This is a genomic window from Myceligenerans cantabricum, from assembly GCF_054777735.1.
In genome coordinates this window covers 262,052-279,590 of sequence record NZ_BAAHAJ010000001.1, presented here as the reverse complement: position 1 = coordinate 279,590, position 17,539 = coordinate 262,052, and the positions used below count along the sequence as shown (strand labels likewise).

At 73.0% G+C, this 17,539-nt stretch carries 16 protein-coding genes; 6 read left to right on the top strand and 10 right to left on the bottom strand.

Going from position 1 to position 17,539, the window contains the following annotated elements; genetic code table 11:
• Positions 1 to 20: 20 nt before the first annotated feature.
• Both hrcA and ACYU96_RS01335 read right to left on the bottom strand, forming a co-directional pair.
• Positions 21 to 1,037 (bottom strand): heat-inducible transcriptional repressor HrcA, encoded by a 1,017-nt coding sequence (hrcA, locus tag ACYU96_RS01340; RefSeq protein WP_460748327.1) that lies wholly within the window; start codon positions 1,035 to 1,037, stop codon positions 21 to 23.
• Positions 1,038 to 1,173: 136 nt separating this feature from the next.
• Positions 1,174 to 2,265: an alpha/beta hydrolase gene (locus tag ACYU96_RS01335; protein ID WP_460748326.1), complete on the bottom strand. Its 1,092-nt coding sequence runs from the start codon at positions 2,263 to 2,265 to the stop codon at positions 1,174 to 1,176.
• A gap of 116 nt (positions 2,266 to 2,381) precedes the next feature.
• Between ACYU96_RS01335 and ACYU96_RS01330 the strand changes: the two genes are divergently transcribed.
• Positions 2,382 to 3,257: a DUF3097 domain-containing protein gene (locus ACYU96_RS01330; protein WP_460748323.1), complete on the top strand. Its 876-nt coding sequence runs from the start codon at positions 2,382 to 2,384 to the stop codon at positions 3,255 to 3,257.
• Between the two features lie 173 nt (positions 3,258 to 3,430).
• Positions 3,431 to 3,967, top strand: coding sequence for a DUF4870 domain-containing protein (locus ACYU96_RS01325; protein ID WP_460748320.1), 537 nt, complete (start codon positions 3,431 to 3,433; stop codon positions 3,965 to 3,967).
• Positions 3,968 to 4,099: 132 nt separating this feature from the next.
• Here the strand turns inward: ACYU96_RS01325 and ACYU96_RS01320 are convergent, their stop codons facing one another.
• The 4 genes from ACYU96_RS01320 to lepA all read right to left on the bottom strand — a co-directional run bounded on the left by ACYU96_RS01320 (position 4,100) and on the right by lepA (position 9,506).
• The gene (locus ACYU96_RS01320; RefSeq protein WP_460748318.1) at positions 4,100 to 4,969 is read right to left on the bottom strand and encodes a hypothetical protein; all 870 of its coding nucleotides are present in this window, start codon (positions 4,967 to 4,969) and stop codon (positions 4,100 to 4,102) included.
• Between the two features lie 182 nt (positions 4,970 to 5,151).
• Positions 5,152 to 6,162: a hypothetical protein gene (locus ACYU96_RS01315; RefSeq protein WP_460748316.1), complete on the bottom strand. Its 1,011-nt coding sequence runs from the start codon at positions 6,160 to 6,162 to the stop codon at positions 5,152 to 5,154.
• Between the two features lie 113 nt (positions 6,163 to 6,275).
• Positions 6,276 to 7,568: a radical SAM family heme chaperone HemW gene (hemW, locus tag ACYU96_RS01310; protein WP_460748314.1), complete on the bottom strand. Its 1,293-nt coding sequence runs from the start codon at positions 7,566 to 7,568 to the stop codon at positions 6,276 to 6,278.
• 54 nt (positions 7,569 to 7,622) lie between these two features.
• On the bottom strand, positions 7,623 to 9,506 hold the full coding sequence (lepA, locus tag ACYU96_RS01305) for a translation elongation factor 4 (protein WP_460748313.1): 1,884 nt from the start codon (positions 9,504 to 9,506) through the stop codon (positions 7,623 to 7,625).
• Positions 9,507 to 9,663: 157 nt separating this feature from the next.
• On the opposite strand from lepA, the gene ACYU96_RS01300 reads away from it, so the two are divergent.
• The 4 genes from ACYU96_RS01300 to ACYU96_RS01285 all read left to right on the top strand — a co-directional run bounded on the left by ACYU96_RS01300 (position 9,664) and on the right by ACYU96_RS01285 (position 12,998).
• Positions 9,664 to 10,449, top strand: coding sequence for a maleylpyruvate isomerase N-terminal domain-containing protein (locus ACYU96_RS01300; RefSeq protein ID WP_460748311.1), 786 nt, complete (start codon positions 9,664 to 9,666; stop codon positions 10,447 to 10,449).
• A gap of 160 nt (positions 10,450 to 10,609) precedes the next feature.
• Positions 10,610 to 11,896, top strand: a complete 1,287-nt coding sequence (locus tag ACYU96_RS01295; protein ID WP_460748309.1) for a cytochrome P450 family protein — start codon at positions 10,610 to 10,612, stop codon at positions 11,894 to 11,896.
• 73 nt (positions 11,897 to 11,969) lie between these two features.
• Entirely contained in the window at positions 11,970 to 12,401 is a 432-nt protein-coding gene (locus tag ACYU96_RS01290; protein ID WP_460748307.1) for a type II toxin-antitoxin system PemK/MazF family toxin, read from the top strand.
• A gap of 39 nt (positions 12,402 to 12,440) precedes the next feature.
• A complete protein-coding gene (locus ACYU96_RS01285) occupies positions 12,441 to 12,998 on the top strand; it encodes a type II toxin-antitoxin system PemK/MazF family toxin (protein WP_460748305.1) in 558 nt (185 codons plus the stop codon).
• 70 nt (positions 12,999 to 13,068) lie between these two features.
• Here the strand turns inward: ACYU96_RS01285 and ACYU96_RS01280 are convergent, their stop codons facing one another.
• The 4 genes from ACYU96_RS01280 to ACYU96_RS01265 form a co-directional block, all read right to left on the bottom strand.
• Positions 13,069 to 14,190, bottom strand: a complete 1,122-nt coding sequence (locus ACYU96_RS01280; protein WP_460748304.1) for a calcium:cation antiporter — start codon at positions 14,188 to 14,190, stop codon at positions 13,069 to 13,071.
• A 75-nt stretch (positions 14,191 to 14,265) separates the two neighbouring features.
• Entirely contained in the window at positions 14,266 to 14,952 is a 687-nt protein-coding gene (locus ACYU96_RS01275) for an ABC transporter ATP-binding protein (RefSeq protein ID WP_460748302.1), read from the bottom strand.
• Complete coding sequence (locus ACYU96_RS01270; protein ID WP_460748301.1) at positions 14,952 to 16,661, bottom strand: branched-chain amino acid ABC transporter ATP-binding protein/permease; 1,710 nt, start codon at positions 16,659 to 16,661, stop codon at positions 14,952 to 14,954. Before ACYU96_RS01270 ends, ACYU96_RS01275 begins: the two co-directional genes overlap by 1 nt.
• Entirely contained in the window at positions 16,661 to 17,536 is an 876-nt protein-coding gene (locus tag ACYU96_RS01265) for a branched-chain amino acid ABC transporter permease (protein ID WP_460748299.1), read from the bottom strand. Before ACYU96_RS01265 ends, ACYU96_RS01270 begins: the two co-directional genes overlap by 1 nt.
• Positions 17,537 to 17,539: the final 3 nt, after the last annotated feature.

Here is a 17,539-nt window from a genome sequence, read left to right as displayed (position 1 = left end):
GCAGTTCGGTGGCCGGGCGCTCACGTGGGCAGCACCCGGGAGAGGTAGCGGGCCACCGCACGGACGGCGGCGATGGTGCCCGGATAGTCCATGCGCGTCGGGCCGATGGAGCTGAGCAGCGCGACCGGGTCGCCGTCGGACCCGTAGCCGGTGCTCACCACGGACGCGCGCGTGAGCCCTGCCAGCCGGTTCTCGTGGCCGATGCTCACGGCGACGTTCTCGTCCGAGGTCATCTCGGTCAGCAGCCCCAGGAGCACCACCTGCTCCTCGAGCGCCTCCAGCAGCGGGCTCAGGCCGTGGTCGAACCCCATGCCCGCGCGGGCCAGGTTCGCCTGGCCGGCCACGACGAGCCGCTCCTCGTGCTCCTCGTCGAGCGCGCTGCTGACGACCTCGCCGATCGCGGCGACGAGCGGCCGGTGCTCCGGGGCGACGGCGTCGGCCACCTCCCCGAAGGCCACGTCCATCTGGGTGAGCCGGCGACCCGCCGCGGCAGCGTTGAGCCGCGCGCGCAGCTCGCCGAGCACGGCCTCGTCGACGTCGTCCGGCACGTCGAGGAAACGCTGCTCGACGCGACCGTTGTCGGTGATGACGACGACGAGCAGCCGGTTCTCCCCGGTGGGCACGAGTTCGAGGTGGCGCAGCCCGGAACGCCGCAGCGACGGGTACTGCACGACGGCGACCTGCCCGGTGAGCTGCGCGATGAGCCGGCCCGAACGCCCGATGACGTCGTCCAGGTCGACCGCCTCGGACAGGAACTTCTCGATGGCCCGCTTCTGCGGCTGGGTCAGCGGCCGGGCCTCGGCGAGCTGGTCCACGAACAGCCGGTAGCCCTTGTCGGTGGGGATGCGGCCCGCCGACGTGTGCGGCTGGGCGATCAGCCCGGCGTCCTCCAGGGCGGCCATGTCGTTGCGTACGGTGGCGGGCGAGACCCCGAGCCGGTGCCGCTCCGTGAGCATGCGGGAGCCCACGGGCTCCTGCGTCTGCACATAGTCCTCCACGATGGCACGCAGCACGTCGAGCCGGCGCACGTCGCTCATGAGTCACCTCCACCCAGCACTCTCGCTCGTCGAGTGCCAATCCTACGCGGGGTGACCGACATCGACGAAGCCCGCCGCGCAGAGCGGACTCCGGAGCGCGCCGCGTCCGCCCGGAGCGCGCCGCCAGGAGCAGGCGTCAGGCCGCACCGGCACGCGCGAGACGCCGCGCCAGCGCGGCCTCCGTGATCTTCGCCGCACGCGCCACGTGCCGCCGCGCGTTGCTGCTCGCACCCGTGGCGTTCGCGAAGGCGTGCACGTGACCGGTGGCCACCTGCACGGAGGTCGGCACGCCGGCCTCGCGCAGCCGCTCGGCGTACGCGAGCCCCTCGTCCCGCAGCACGTCGAAGCCCGCGACCACGACGTGCGCGGGCGCCACCCCGGACAGGTCCTCGGCGACCATCGGCGAGACGCGCGGGTCCTGAGCCTGGCCGGAGTCGGTCAGGTAGCGCTCCAGGTACCAGTCGACGCGCCGGGCGGCGAGGCCGTAGCCGTCGAACGTCGCGGCCGAGGGGTAGCGGGTGGTCGCGTCCGTGGCCGGGTAGAGCATCAGCTGGAAGTCCGGTGCGCCGGTGCGCGCGCCCCGGGGGCCGTCGTCGTGCCGCGTCACGTTCGAGACGACCGCCGCGGCGTTGCCGCCGGCGCTGTCGCCGCCGACGGCGACCGGGAGGTCCACGAGCCCGGGCCGCCACCGGCGCGAGTTGGCGCGCACCCAGCGGAAGGCGGCGATCGCGTCGTCGACGCCCTCGGGGAACGGGTGCTCGGGCGCGAGGCCGTAACGCACCGACACGACCACGAGGTTGGCGTTCAGCGCCAGGAAACGGCACACCGGGTCGGCGGTGGCCAGGCCGCCGACCACCCAGCCGCCGCCGTGGTACCAGACGAGCACGCCGCCGGGCGGGACGTCGGGGTCCGCCTGGTACACCCGCAGGGCGATGCGATGGCGGGGCCCGGGGATCGTGAAGTCCTCGACCCGGCCGACGGCGGGCCGGGCACCCATGACGCTGGCCTGACGTTTCACACGCGCGCGGGTCTGCCCGACGCCGTTGTCGGGCGTGGGCCGGAGCGCACCGAGGCGCTGCGCGAGCCGCACCTCGGGGTACAGGGTCTGGCCCTCCACGACGAGCGGCGCGCCCGTGATCCGGCGCAGCACGGTATCGGGCATGCGGCCGACGCCGAGCGCCGCGAGGTGCGCGGCACCCACCGCGAGTTTGACGAGCGAGCCTGCCATGTACAGAAGTTAACCGCCACGAGGCGGAACCGACGCGGCGAACGCGACGGCTCGCCCGGGAGACGTGTCGGCGCGCCTCGGCGGGGCGGGCCCTGTGACTCCCTACGATCGGCATCGTGCATCGAGACCGGTACGGAAGCGACGTTCTCAATCCCGAGTTCCCCGGCGCGCAGCGCGGGCGGCGCAAGCCCGAGACACGGCCCGTGGTCGCCGAGGCCGGGCTCGTCGTGGAGGACGTCGACACCGGGTGGGTCGGCGCCGTGGTGCGGGTCGAGAAGTCGGGCGGGATGCAGGTCGTCGTGCTGGAGGACCGGCGCGGGCGGACGCGGTCCTTCCCGCTCGGCCCGGGGTTCTGGGTCGAGGGACGACCGGTCGAGCTGACGGCGCCGGCAACGCGGCGGGCACCCCGGGCGCCGTCGCGCACGGCCTCCGGGTCCGTCGCAGTGCCCGGCTCCCCCGCGCGCGTGGCGCGGGGCTCGCGCATCTGGGTCGAGGGCAAGCACGACGCCGAGCTGGTGGAGCGCGTCTGGGGCGACGACCTGCGTGTCGAGGGCGTGGTGGTCGAGATGCTGGACGGCGTCGACAACCTGGCCGACCGGCTCGCGTCGTTCGGGCCCGACGAAGGTCGCCGGGTGGGCGTGCTCGTCGACCACCTCGTCCCCGGGTCGAAGGAACAGCGGCTCACCGACGAGGCGCTCCGCGGCGTCCGCCCGGGGACCGTGCTCGTGCTGGGGCATCCGTACGTCGACGTGTGGCAGGCGGTGCGGCCCGGGCGGGTCGGGCTGGAACGCTGGCCGGAGATCGACCGGGGCACCGAGTGGAAGCACGGCATCCTGCGGGCGCTGGGCTGGCCCTGCGAGTCGCAGGCGGACGTGGCGCGGGCCTGGCAGAAGATCCTCGGGACGGTGCGGGACTACCAGGACCTCGACCCTGCCCTGCTGGGCCGGGTCGAGGAGCTGATCGACTTCGTGACGGCCCCCGGGGCGGAGTGAGCGCGGACCGCCTGCACGGGGCGGAGCGTGCGGCACGGCACGCGCGAGCCGGAGTGCCCGGCAGGACGGCCTACGCGGGGCGAGCCCCCCGGGCAGGACGGCGCGGGGCATCATTACGGCAACGACACCGCGAAACTGGCGCCAAATGGCTCCGCAAGCCCTAGGCTGACCTTATGTCCGAGACGCCCCAGACTCCTGGCGCCGAGCCGAACCCCCAGCCGGGTTCGTCGCCGCAGCCGGAGCCCACTCCTCAGCCGAACTACAACGCCCAGCCCGACGCCGGCGCGCCCCAGCAGCCCGGCGGCCAGCAGCCCTACGCGGGCGCCCCGCAGCCCGGCCAGCAGCAGCCGCACCCGGGCCAGCCGGTCTACGGCCCGGTGCCGCTGCGCCCTGACGAGGAGCGCACCTGGGCGGTGCTGGCCCATGTCGGCGGCGTCATCCTGAGCTTCATCGCGCCGCTCGTCATCTGGCTCGTGTTCAAGGACCGCAGCCGCTTCGTCGACGCCGAGGCCAAGGAAGCCCTGAACTTCCAGATCACGCTGGTCATGTATGAGATCGCGGTCCTGATCATCTCGGCCGTGACGCTCGGGCTCGGCTCGATCCTTTACCTGGCGCTCATCGCAGCGCTCGTCTTCATGATCCTGGCCGCCGTCGAGACGTCGAAGGGGCGCCCGTACCGGTACCCGCTCAACGTCCGCCTGGTCAAGTAGTCCGGCGTTCCACCCTCGAGTGCACGGTATCGGCGGGGTCTGAGCAGTCAGACCCCGCCGATACCGTGCATCTTGCTTGTGACGACCCTTGCTCGTGACGGCCGGAGACCGGCGTCCGCCCCCCCCCCCGGGTCAGGCCATGACCGGGCCGCCGGCCAGGCGGCGGTAGGCGAACGACGTCGCGATGAGGGTCAGCGGGATCGTGATCAGCAGACCGAGGCCGCACAGGAGCGCGCCGACGATGTTGAGCCCGAGCAGGGCGAGCTCCAGCAGGAAGACGGACCCGAAGTTCCGGCCGACGAGCTTGAAGCTCGTGGTGAACGCCTCCCAGGCGCCCTGTCCCTTGTCGATCACGCCCTGGTAGGTGAAGACGGCGAAGACCGCCACCACCAGCAGGCCGACACCGCACAGCAGCAGGCCGACGAACTGTGCCAGCAGCAGGAGCAGCGCGGTCAGGACGACCATGCCCCAGCTCCGCAGCCGGAAGAGCTGGCCGAACGTCGGCTTCTCGCCCGAGACCTCGCGCAGCGCGGCGTTCGTCCCGAGGGCCTGGAGGATCCCGGTGACGACCGCACCGACCAGGCCGAGCAGCGACGAGAGGGCCGACACGTTCACACCGGCGCTCACCTCCGCCATGTTCGCCGGGTCCTGCGCCATCTCCTGGTAGCTGCTGATGTTGCCGGAGTTGAACAGCGCGTTCACCACGACCACCAGCAGCACGAACAAGATCCACAGCAGCGCGTTGCCCGTGAACCGGGACCACGCGAAGCCCAGCGCCTCACCCACGCGGAAGGTCCCCGCGGCAGCCGGGCCCGCGCCGCCGTACGCCGGGGGCGGTGCCCCGTGGGCACCCCCACCGGTGCCGCCGTAGGGCGGAGGCGCTCCGCCGCCGGGAGGGGGCGCGCCCGGAGGCGTCACGCCCGGCGGGGTCCCGGTCGGCGGTGGGCCACCGGACTCCCTCTCGGGCGGGTCGAAGGGGCCACGCGGTGTGTTCTCGCTCATGGGTCCGCCTCTCGCTCGATGCTGACGAGGTTGCGCGGGCAGACGGTGCCGTAGCGACACCGCCTGCCCGCGACCCCTTACGTCAGCAACTGTCACCCGCGTTTCCGCACCACGCGACCGGAATTCGCACCCTCTGGCACATTCTGGGCGCAAGTTCTGGTGGTGGGAGAGATGACCCTCCGTCACATGGCTGCCGGGGCCTGCTCCGCCTCGATCGGCTCGCCCTGCACGCGCCGGAACAGGTGCGCCCCGAAGATCACCGAGAACGGCGCGATCACCAGGAGTCCGAGACCGCACGTGCACGCCGCCGCGACCGTGTAGCCGACGACGACCAGGTACCCGAGCACGACGATCCCGAGGTTCGACGTCACGAGCCGGACGCTCGAGGAGATCGCCTGGATCGCGTTCATGTTCGCCGCCAGCACGAAGTACGGCGCGGCGACGAACAGCACGCTGACCACGATCTGGATGATCCCGCCGAGGAACGGGATCATGCCGATGATCTCGCTGACGACCCCCAGGACGACCGCGAGCAGCAGGATGCCTCCCCAGTTGCTCAGGGCGAAGAAGTCGCCGAACCCGATGCGCTGCTTCCTCGTGGAGGCCAGCGCGGCTGCGTAGAAGGTCATCCCCAGGACCTGCAGCACGATGCCGGACAGCACGCTGAGCGCGAGCGCCCCGGGCGACGTGCTCGCCTCGGTGAACCCGGCCTCCCACCGCTCGATCGCCGCCGGGTCACCACCCTGCGCCACCTCCGGCAGCTCGCTGAACGCCTGCGCGAACCAGGGGTTCATCACGCTGAAGACGATGCCGCCCACCACGGCGACCAGCAGCACCATCGCGATCCAGACGCCGGCGTTCCGGCCGAACGACCGCCATCCGAACGCGTGGGACCCGCCGATCGACGGCGGCGACCAGCCCCCCGACGGGCCCATCGGACCCGGCGGCATCGGCTGCTGGTACCCGTGCGGTGCGTACTGCCCGTACTGCGGCTGCCCGTACTGCGGCACGCCCGGCTGCGCGCTTCCCGGCTCCTGCCGGCCGTAGGGATCGCCCGGCTGCCCGCCGCCCGGCTGCCCGCCGCCGGGCTGCGGCGTCCCGTACGGATCCTGTGGTTCCTGTGCGGGCTGCTGCCCGTACGGGTCCTGGGGGTTCTGGCCGCCCGGACCCTGCACACCACCGTCGTTGCTCATCAATCCCTCTCCCGAACGCGATTGGTCGGCCTCAACCTAGCGGGGGTGGCCGACACTCCCAAGCACTTACCAGCGCCGTGACCGGATCGCGTCGAGGAATCGGCAGGATCGCGTCAGGCGGTCAGCTCGCGCACGACGGCGTCCGCGAGCAGCCGCCCGCGCAGGGTCAGTAGCGCGCGGGGTGCCGAGCCGCCGGCCCCGAGCGCCGCCTCGCCGTCGAGCAGCCCGCGGGCCACGAGACCGGCGACGGCACGCCGCCCCTCGGGCCGCAGCACGTCCAGGCCGAGGCCGCCGGCGAGCCGCACGCCGAGCATGACGCGCTCCAGGTAGGCCTCGCCCGCGCTCAGCAGCTCCCGGCCGGCACCCGGCGACCCGCCCGCCTCGAGCGCGGCCGCGTACCGCCGCGGGTGCTTCACGTTCCACCAGCGCACCCCGGCGGCGTCCTGCGCGGCCTCGTCGCCCGGCGCCGCCGCGACGTACGAGTGCGCCCCCGGCCCGATCCCCCACCAGTCGTGCCCGCGCCAGTAGGCGAGGTTGTGCCGGCAGGCGTCGGCGTCGGTCCGTGCCCAGTTCGACACCTCGTACCAGCGCAGCCCGTCCGCGGAGAGCAGCTCGTCCGCGAGCTCGTACTTGGCGGCCTGGTCGTCCTCGTCGGGCAGCGTGACCTGCCCGCGCCGCACCTGCGCCGCCATCTTCGTGCCCGGCTCCACCACGAGCGCGTACGCCGAGACGTGATCGACCCCGGTGGCGAGCACCGCCTCGAGCGACGCCCGCCAGTCCGCCGTCGTCTCCCCGGGCGTTCCATAGATGAGGTCCAGCGAGACGCGCAGACCCGCCTCCCGCGCCCACCGCACCACGTCGGGGATGCGCGCGGGGTCGTGGGTCCGCTCCAGCGTCGCCAGGACGCGCGGCACCGCGGACTGCATCCCGAACGACACCCGCGTGAACCCTGCCCGGGCCAGCCTTTCCAGGGACGACGGCGTCACGCTGTCCGGGTTCGCCTCGGTGGTGACCTCCGCGCCGGGTTCCAGCCCCCAGGCGTCCCGGACGCCGTCGAGCATCCGCGCGAGGTCGTCCGCGGACAGCATCGTGGGCGTCCCGCCCCCGAAGAACACGGTCGAGACGGGCCGCTCCGGCAGCCCGGCGTCCGCCAGCACCTTCGCGGCGAGGCTCACCTCGCGCAGCGCGGTGTCGGCGTACGCGACCTGGGACGCCCCGCCGCCGAGCTCGGCGGCGGTGTACGTGTTGAAGTCGCAGTAGCCGCACCGCACCGAGCAGAACGGGACGTGCAGGTAGACGCCGAACGGCCGCCCGGCGGCGGCCCCGGCACCGGCCCGCGCCGGGCGCACCCAGGCGGGCAGCGCGCCGTCGGCGGGCACGGGCACACCGTCGGGCAGGTCAGGCACGCCGGCGGCCCTCCGGCGCGTCCCCGGCCGGCGGGCACGGACGAGACGTGCGGGTCACTTCTTCTTGTCCTTGCCCGCCGACGGGTCGGACGAGAGCGCCGCGATGAAGGCGTCCTTCGGGACCTCGACGGACCCGATGTTCTTCATGCGCTTCTTGCCCTCCTTCTGCTTCTCCAGCAGCTTGCGCTTGCGGCTGATGTCACCGCCGTAGCACTTGGCGAGCACGTCCTTGCGCATCGCGCGCACCGTCTCGCGCGCGATGACCCGGGCGCCGATCGCGGCCTGGACCGGCACCTCGAACTGCTGCCTCGGGATGATCTCCTTGAGCTTCGCCGTCATGAGGACGCCGTAGTCGTAGGCCTTGTCACGGTGCACGATGGCACTGAACGCGTCCACCTGGTCGCCCTGCAGCAGGATGTCGACCTTGACGAGGTGGGCCGCCTGGTCGCCCGAGGTCTCGTAGTCGAGCGACGCGTAGCCGCGCGTACGGGACTTGAGCTGGTCGAAGAAGTCGAACACGATCTCGGCGAGCGGGAGCGTGTAGCGCAGCTCGACACGGTCCTCGGACAGGTAGTCCATGCCCTGCATCTGGCCGCGGCGCTCGGTGCACAGCCCCATGACGGTGCCGACGTACTCGCTCGGCGTGAGGACGGTCGCCTTCACCATCGGCTCGCGGACCTCACCGATCTTCCCCGTGGGGAACTCGGACGGGTTGGTCACCTTCACCTCCTCGCCGTCCTCCATCGTCACGTCGTAGATGACGTTCGGGGCCGTCGAGATGAGGTCGAGGTCGAACTCACGCTCCAGCCGCTCGCGCACGATCTCCAGGTGCAGCAGGCCGAGGAAGCCGACGCGGAACCCAAAGCCGAGCGCCACGGACGTCTCCGGCTCGTAGTTCAGGGCGGCGTCGTTGAGCTTGAGCTTGTCCAGGGCCTCGCGCAGCGCCGGGTAGTCCGACCCGTCGATCGGGTAGAGACCGGAGAACACCATGGGCTTCGGATCGTCGTACCCGGCGAGCGCCTGCCCGGCCGGCTTGTGCGCGTTCGTGACCGTGTCCCCGACCTTGGACTGCCGCACGTCCTTCACGCCCGTGATCAGGTAGCCCACCTCGCCGACGCCGAGCCCCTTGGTCGCGGTGGCGTCCGGCGAGTGCACGCCGATCTCCAGCAGCTCGTGCTGGGCGCGCGTCGACATCATCACGATGCGCTCGCGCGGGTTGAGGTCGCCGTCGATGACGCGCACGTAGGTGACGACGCCGCGATACGTGTCGTAGACCGAGTCGAAGATCATGGCGCGCGCGGGAGCCCCGGCGTCGCCTGTCGGGGAGGGGACCGTCGCGACGATGCGGTCCAGCAGCGCCTCGACCCCCGCACCGGTCTTCCCGCTGACCCTCAGCACGTCCTCCGGTTCGCCGCCCACGAGGTGCGCCAGCTCCTCCGCGTACTTCTCCGGCTGCGCGGCGGGCAGGTCGATCTTGTTCAGGACCGGGATGATCTCCAGCTCGTTCTCCATGGCCAGGTACAGGTTGGCCAGGGTCTGCGCCTCGATGCCCTGGGCGGCGTCGACCAGGAGCACGGCGCCCTCGCAGGCGGCGAGGCTGCGGGAGACCTCGTACGTGAAGTCGACGTGGCCCGGGGTGTCGATCATGTGCAGCGCGTGCGGCGTCTCCTTCCCGTCCTCGTCGACCACGGCCCACGGCATGCGGACCGCCTGCGACTTGATGGTGATGCCGCGCTCGCGCTCGATGTCCATCCGGTCCAGGTACTGCGCCCGCATGTCCCGCGGCTGCACCACCCCGGTGAGCTGCAGCATGCGGTCGGCGAGCGTGGACTTGCCGTGGTCGATGTGCGCGATGATGCAGAAGTTGCGGATCAGCTCGGGCGACGTGGCATTCGGCTGGATGCGCGCGACGGCGGGCTCGGTGGGGATCGGGGGCAAGGCGGGTTGCTCCTGGGCTGTCGTGGGCGGCGCGTCAAGGTCTGTCGACGACGGCGGGCGTGGCGGCCTGGGCGGTCACGTGCCGTCGGGTGCATTGTCCCACGGACGCCCGTGGACCTCCGGGGACCGTGTCGGTCACCGGCGCTACCTTGGCGCCATGACCACAGCCGGCATCCAGGACCCTCCGGGCCCGCACCCGGGCGGCCTCGACCATCTGACCCTGCTCGAGCCGCTGCAGAGCGCCTTCCACACGTCCATCGGCGACGTCGACCCGACCGCCCCCGTACCCGCCTGCGGCGACTGGACGGTCCGCGAGCTCGTCGAGCACCTCGCCCACATCCACCGCTGGGCCGCCGCGCAGGCCCGCCTCGAACGCGCGGCCCGGCCGGGCGACGCCCCCGAGCTGGCGCCGCACTACGCGGCCGGAGCCGCCGAGCTCCGGGAGACCTTCGCCGCCCTCCCCGCCGACGCGACGGCGCGCGTGCTCTCGCACCCGCAGCCGCTCGGCCCGGGTCCGGTGTCCTTCTGGCACCGGCGGCAGGTGCACGAGACCCTGGTCCACCTGCACGACCTGCGCGCGGCCGCCGCCGGGAGCGCACGGCTCGGCCTGGTCGCGGACGTCCCGCCCGAGGTCTGGGCCGACACCGTGGACGAGGTGGTCACCGTGTTCCTGCCGCGCCAGGTCGGGCTCGGCCGGATGCGGCCACCGACCCTCCGCGTCCTGCTCGAGGCCGACGACGCACCGGGCGCCCGGTCCTGGGTGCTCGGCTCCCCCGACCGGGACCGCGCGGAGGAGATCCGCCCCGACCTGACGGTGGGAGGCTCGGCCCAGGCGCTCGCCCTGCTGCTGTGGCGCCGGCTCACGCCGGAGGAGGCGGGTGTCACGGTGCGCGGGGAGCACCGGGACCTGGCCGCAGCGCTCGCGGAGCCGATCGTGCCGTGATCCACGGCCCGCTCATATAGCACCGGTATCGGGGTTCCGCCACCCAAGTGAAGATGAAATACTCGCAGGTAGGTGCCCATTTCCCCCGGATCCCGGCAAGATGGGCACGGCCCGGCGCCGTGTCGGGTTCAGCACCCGTCCCGACTGCCGGAGCGCCGACATGCCCCAACCCGTGAGGCTCGCAGAGCTGACCGATCTCACGCCCATCACCCAGACCACGACGGCCCGCGACCCCCACGCGGTGTACCGGGGTCTGCGGGACCGATGGGGCTCCGTCGCACCCGTCGACCTGGAGCCGGGAGTCCCGGCGTGGCTCGTGCTCGACCACGCCGACATCGTCCGCATCGCGCGGGACGACAAGCTCTTCTCCCGCCGCAGCGAGAACTGGAACGGCCACCGCCGCGGTCTGCTGGCCACCGGGTCGAGGCTGCCGCCGATGATCCCGGCCGCGGAGCGGTTCTCCTCCCACTTCCAGGACGGCGCCGAGCGGGCCCGGCTCCGCGCACCGATCGACGACGTCTTCAACGACCTCGACGAGCCGGCGCTCGGGGCGATGCTCCGGCGCACGTGCAACCAGCTCATCGACGAGTTCGCCGAGGACGGCAAGGCCGACGTCGTCGCCCAGTACAGCAGCGTGCTCCCGCTGCTGGCCGTCGGCCAGCTCTTCGGGTTCGACTTCCGGACGGGCCGCCGCGTCGCCCACCTGGCGCGCGAGGTGATGAGCCCGATGGGCAGCAACACCGACGTGCTCCCCGAGCTGGAGGGCATCCTGTCGGAGCACATCGGCTCCCGGTACGCGAAGCCCACCGGTGACCTCACCAGCAGGCTCGTCCAGCACGAGGCGTTCACCGACCCGATCGAGGTGGCGCACTCCCTGATCACCGTCCTCGCGGGAGCGAACGGGCCGCTGGAGTCCTGGGTGACCTCTACCCTGCTCAGCCTCCTCACCGACCAGCGGACGCCCGGCATGGTCGGCAGCGGGTACTTCGGCGTGGACCAGGCGATGGAGGAGACGCTGTGGCGCAGCTCGCCGAGCGCCAACCTGCCACCGCTGATCGCCACCCAGGACTTCGTGCTCGGCGACAAGTACGTGGAGCGCGGCGACGCCCTGGTCCTCGCCGTCAGCGCGGCGAGCCACGAGATCGCGCGGCAGAGCGAGGACGCCTGGGACCGCGCCGAGAACCGCAGCCAGCTCGCGTTCGGCAACGGCCCGCACCGCTGCCCGGCGCCCCGGCTCTCGCGGATCGTCACCCGGAACGCCGTGGACACGCTGCTCAAGCGCCTCGACGTGCGTCTCGCGATCGAGGTCGAGGAGATCGAGTGGTTCGCGTCCCCCTGGGAGCGCCGCCCGATGCGCCTCCCGGTCACGTTCACGCCGCCGATCGAGGTGCGCCGCCTGTGGAGCGATGCCGGGCTGCCCCACTCCCCGGCTCCCCTGCGCACCTGACGGCTCAGCCCTCCGGACGGCCGGACCGGGAGCCCGGGATGCCGAGTTCACCCGGTCCGGTACCGTCCCACGGGTGACTTTCTCATCAAGGAACCCCTACCCGGGCGACTACGAGGGCGACGTCCACCCGGTCTACAACCCCGAGCTCGACGGCGATCCGGACCCCGGCGAGGTCGTCTGGACCTGGGTCCCGTACGAGGAGGACCACACGCGGGGCAAGGACCGCCCCGTGCTCCTGGTCGGCGTGGACGGGCACTACCTCCTCGGTCTGCAGCTCACCAGCAAGGACCACGACCGGGACGCCCTGCAGGAGGTTCGCGCCGGCCGGATCTGGATGGACATCGGCACCGGCAACTGGGACCGCGAGGGCCGCGACTCCGAGGTCCGGATCAACCGCGTCGTGCGGATCGACCCGGACGACGTGCGCCGTGAGGGCGACATCCTCGCCGAGGACGTCTTCGACGAGGTCGTCAAGTACATGGACCGCGCGCTCGACCTCACCTGACCGGGCCCCGCGCGACAGGGTCCGGGTACTCTTCCCCGCGTGAGTGAGAACCGGTGGATGAGACTGCTCGGTGAGATCGCCCGGGGAGTCCTGCAGGCATTCCTGTCCGACGGCGACCGCGAGCGCCGGTCCGCCAAGCCCTCGGGGCCGAAGCCCGGTCCGCCGCCCGGGGGTGGCCGGGCCGCGGCGTGGTCGGCGGGCAGCGGCTCGTACCCGGGTGACTTCACCGGCACGGTGCGGCCCTCCTACTCCCCCGACCTGGACGGTGAGCCGGATCCGGGCGAGGTCGTGTGGACCTGGGTCCCGTACGAGGAGGATCACGGCCAGGGCAAGGACCGGCCGGTGCTGCTCGTCGGCCGGGACGGGAAGTGGCTCCTGGGGCTGCAGCTCACGAGCAAGGACCACGTGCAGGACGGTGTGCAGGACGGCCGGGGCGGCCGGCGGTACATGGATATCGGCACGGGCGCGTGGGACGGCCAGGGCCGCCCGAGCGAGGTGCGGCTCGACCGGGTCATCCGGGTCGACGCCGGTGCCGTGCGCCGTGAGGGCGCCGTGCTCGGCAGGACGCTCTTCGACAAGGTGACCGCGGAGCTCTGAGCGCGGGCCGCACGCCGGGCCGCCGCTCCGGCCGCCCTGCCGGGCCTCGGCAGCAGCCCGCCCGGCCGCGCTACGGCTGCACGGACACGACGACGAACGCCGCCAGCAGCACTAGGTGCACCACGCCCTGCAAGGTCTTGGCGTGCCCCTGCACGACGCTGAGGATCGCGACGACGACCGACACCGCGAAGAGCACGACCTGCGTCTCGTTGAGCCCGAGCCACAGCTCGCCCGGGAGCCAGACCATGGCGACGGCGATCACCGGGATGGTCAGGCCGATGGACGCCATGGCCGAGCCGTAGGCGAGGTTCAGGCTGGTCTGCATCCGGTCGCTGGCGGCGTTGCGGACGGCGGCGATCGACTCGGGCGCGAGCACGAGCAGCGCGATCACCACGCCGACCACCGTGTACGGCAGCCCGGCGGCCTCGACGGCGTGCTCGATCGTGGGCGACAGCAGCTTCGCCAGCCCGACCACGGCGACGAGGGACGCCACGAGCAGCGCGAGGCTGAGCAGGGTGTCGCGGTCGGACGGCAGGGCGGCGTGGTCGCCGTCCTCCTCGTCGAGGATGCCGGTGGCGCGTCCGTACTGGTCGGACGTGACCGGCAGGAAGAAGGACCGGTGCCGCACGGTCTGCGTGAAGACGAACGCCCCGTAGAGCACGAGCGACGCGACGGCGGCGAAGCCGAGCTGGAACGGTGTGTACTCGCCGCCGGGCGCGGACGACGTGTAGCTCGGCAGGATGAGGGTCACGGTCGCGAGGGCCACCACGGTGCCGAGGGCCGATCCCGCGCCGGACGCGTTGAAGCTCACGAGATGGTGCTTCGCTGCGCCGACCAGCATCGACAGGCCGACGATCCCGTTGAACGTGATCATCACGGCGGCGAACACGGTGTCGCGGGCGTAGGTGCTCGCGCCGTCGCCGCCGCTCGACATCAGCATGATGATCAGGCCGACCTCGATCACGGTCACCGCGACGGCGAGGATCAGCGAGCCGTACGGCTCGCCCACCCGGTGCGCCACGACCTCGGCGTGGTGCACGGCGGCGAGCACCGACCCCACGAGCGCGGCGGCGATCGCGACGAGCGCGACCACGTGTTCGTGGTACGCCCATGTCGCGGCGAGCAGCACCACCGAGACGATCGGGACCGCGACGGTCCATTGCCAGGGCCCTCGTGCGCTCGCGGTGGTCACGCGTCGATCCTAAGAGGTCGCCGGGGCGCACGAGGGCCCCGCGGCGCTCCTGGTGGAGTGACGTTCGCCGTGGGCTCAGCCCAGGTACGCCCGCACGACGGCCTCGTCCTCCAGGAGCTCTCCCGCCGGCCCGGACCGGACGACCTCGCCGCCCGCGAGCACGTGGCCGTGGTCCGCGGCGGCGAGCGCGCGGCGCGCGTTCTGCTCCACGAGCAGCACCGCCGTGCCCTCGTCGCGGATCTCGGCGATGACGCGGAACACCTCGTCGACGATCTTCGGCGCGAGCCCCATCGACGGCTCGTCGAGCAGCACGAGCCGCGGCTGCGCGACGAGCGCCCGCCCGATCGCGAGCATCTGCTGCTCGCCGCCGGACAGCGACCCGGCGGGCAGGTCGCGCCGCTGCGCCAGCACCCCGAACCGCTCGTACACCTCGCCGATCCGGCCGGGTCCGGCGTGCCACCCGGCGAGGCGCAGGTTCTCGTCGACGGTGAGCGTCGCGAGCACCTGCCGCCCTTCCGGCACCTGCACGAGCCCGGCCTTGACCAGCCGGTGCGCGGGCCAGCGCGTCACGTCGCGCCCGTCGTAGGTGACGGTACCGCCCGACGCGCGCACCACGCCCGAGATCGCGTTGATCACCGAGCTCTTGCCCGCGCCGTTCGCGCCGACCAGCGTGACGAGGCCGCCGTCGGGCACGTCGAGCGACAGCCCGCGCACCGCGTGCACGCGTCCGTACCGCACGTCCAGGTCCCGGACCGTGAGCATCAGTCCGCCTCCGTCCCGAGGTAGGCCGTCACGACGTCGGGGTGGTCGCGCACGTGCGCGGGCTCGCCGGCGGCGATGACGGCTCCGAAGTCCAGCACCGTGACCCGGTCGCAGGTGCGCATCACGAGGCCGACGTCGTGCTCGATGAGCAGGACCGTCAGCCCGCCGGCGGCGAGCGAGGTGATGAGGTCGCCGAGCGCGGCGGCCTCGACGCGGTTCATCCCGGCGGCGGGCTCGTCGAGGATCAGCAGGGCCGGGTCGGCGGCCAGTGCGCGCGCGACCTCGACGCGCCGCTGGTCGCCGTAGGACAGCTGCCCGGCGGCGAGGCCCGCCTTGTCCGCGATGCCGACGCGTTCCAGGCAGGCGGTCGCGTGCACGACGGCGGCGCGCTCGTCCCGCCGCGCCGACGGCAGCCAGACCAGCCGGCGCAGGGAGGTGCCCCGCGTGACCAGGTGCGCTCCGGCGAGCACGTTGTCCAGCACGGACAGCCGCCCGAACAGCTTGGCGTGCTGGAACGTCCGGGCCACGCCGGCGGCCGCGACGCGGTGCACAGGGGTGCGGGCAGGATCCGTGCCGAGCACCTCGACCGTGCCGCCCGACGGCGGGACCAGCCCGCTGAGGATGTTCACGCAGGTGGTCTTCCCCGCGCCGTTGGGCCCGATCAGCCCGACGACCTCCCCGGCCCGCAGCTCCAGGTCCACGCCCCGCAGGGCGTGCACGCCGCCGTAGTCCTTGGCGACGCCGGTCAGGCGGGCGACGGTGTCCCCGGCCGCGACCCGGGCACGACGCCGGTCCCGGTGGGCCGTCGCCGCCCGCGCGCCCGCACCGCCGTCGTCGGACAGGACACCCGCGGAACCGCGCGGGAGCGGGCGCGTGCCGCGGCCTGCGGGCACGAGGCCGGCCAGGCCTGCGGGCCGGAACAGGATGACCGCAAGCAGCAGCAGGCTCGCCAGGAACGGCCGGATCCAGCCGGCGTCGAGCCCGGCGGCCCGCTGGATCTCCGGGACCAGGGTGAGGAACGCACCGCCGAGCACCGGCCCGAACCACACCGTGGAGCCGCCGACCACCGCCATGACGAGACCGTCGATGGCCGCGGAGAAGTCGAACAGGCCGGGGTCGATGAAACGCATCGTGTACGCGACGAGCGCGCCGTGCGCGCCCGCGACCCCGCCTGCCGTGACGAACGCGCCCAGGCGGTGCGCGCCGACGTCGATGCCCGTCGCGCGGGCGGCGAGCTCGTCCTCGCGGATCGCGGCCAGCGCCCGCCCGTAGCGGCTCGGTCCCTGCCGCCAGAACAGGTACGCGACGACGGCAAGCAGCGCCCACGCGACGCCGGGGGTGACGAGCCTCGGCACGCTCATGCCCTGCGCGCCACCCGTCCACTCCGCGTTGACCAGCAGGATGCGCACCGCCTCGGCGAACCCGAGGGTCGCGATGGCGAGGAACACGCCGCGCAGCCGCATGGTCGGCAGGCCGAGCAACGCCGCGGCGGCCGCCCCGACGACGACCCCGGCCCCCAGGGCCACGGCGAGCGTGACGGCGTCACCGACGTCGGCGGGGTCGGGGGCCAGGACCGCCGAGGCGTAGGCGGCGAGCGCGGCGAAGCCGGCCTGACCGAGGCTGAGCTGCCCGGCCACGAGCACCGCGTAGAACGAGAACGCGAAGATGCCCGCCAGGGCGACGAAGACGAGGGTGGAGTCGGTGAGCATCAGACCTCCCGCAGGCGCCGGGAGCCGAAGATGCCCTGCGGGCGCAGGATCAGCAGCCCGAAGAGCAGCGCGAACGCGACCAGGTCGCGCCACGAGGACCCGATGTACTGGACGGCGAGCACCTCGGCGACCCCGAGCAGCAGCCCGCCCACGAGCGCGCCGGGCAGCGACCCCATGCCTCCCACGATGATCACCGCGAGCCCCTTGAGCTCGATGGCCGCCCCCATGCCGAGCTGCGCGCTGTTCACGTTCATCGCGAACAGCGCGCCGGCCACCGCGCCGAGGGCGGCGGAGATCGCGAACGTCGTCGCCGTGACCCGGTCCACGTCCACGCCGAGCACGCGGGCGGCGGTCGGGTTCTCCGCCACGGCCCGCATGGCGCGGCCGAGCCGCGACCGCGCGACGAGCCACGTGAGCGCGACCATGAGCACCACCGACACGACGAGGATCACCGCCTGCAGCACCGTGAACCGGGCGCCGAACAGCTCGAGCTGCGCGTCGGGGAACGTGCCGGCGGGGAATCGCCGGGTGTCGGGCCCGTAGCGCCACTGCAGCAGCGCGACGATCATGCCGCCGAGCGCGATCGACGAGATGAGCCCGGCGAAGTGGGCATCGGCACGCCCCTTGAGCGGGCGGAACGCGACGCGCTCCACGACCAGCCCGAGGACGCCGCCGACGACGGCGACCGCCGGCAGGGCCGCCCACCAGGGCAGCCCTGCCACCTCGACGAGCTCGATCCCGATGAACGCCGACGCCGCGAACACCGACGGGTGCGCGAGGTTCAGCCGGTCCAGGATCCCGAACACGAGCGTGAACCCGATCGCGAAGAGGGCATAGATCGACCCGATGAACAGGCCGTTGAGGAGCTGTTGCACGAT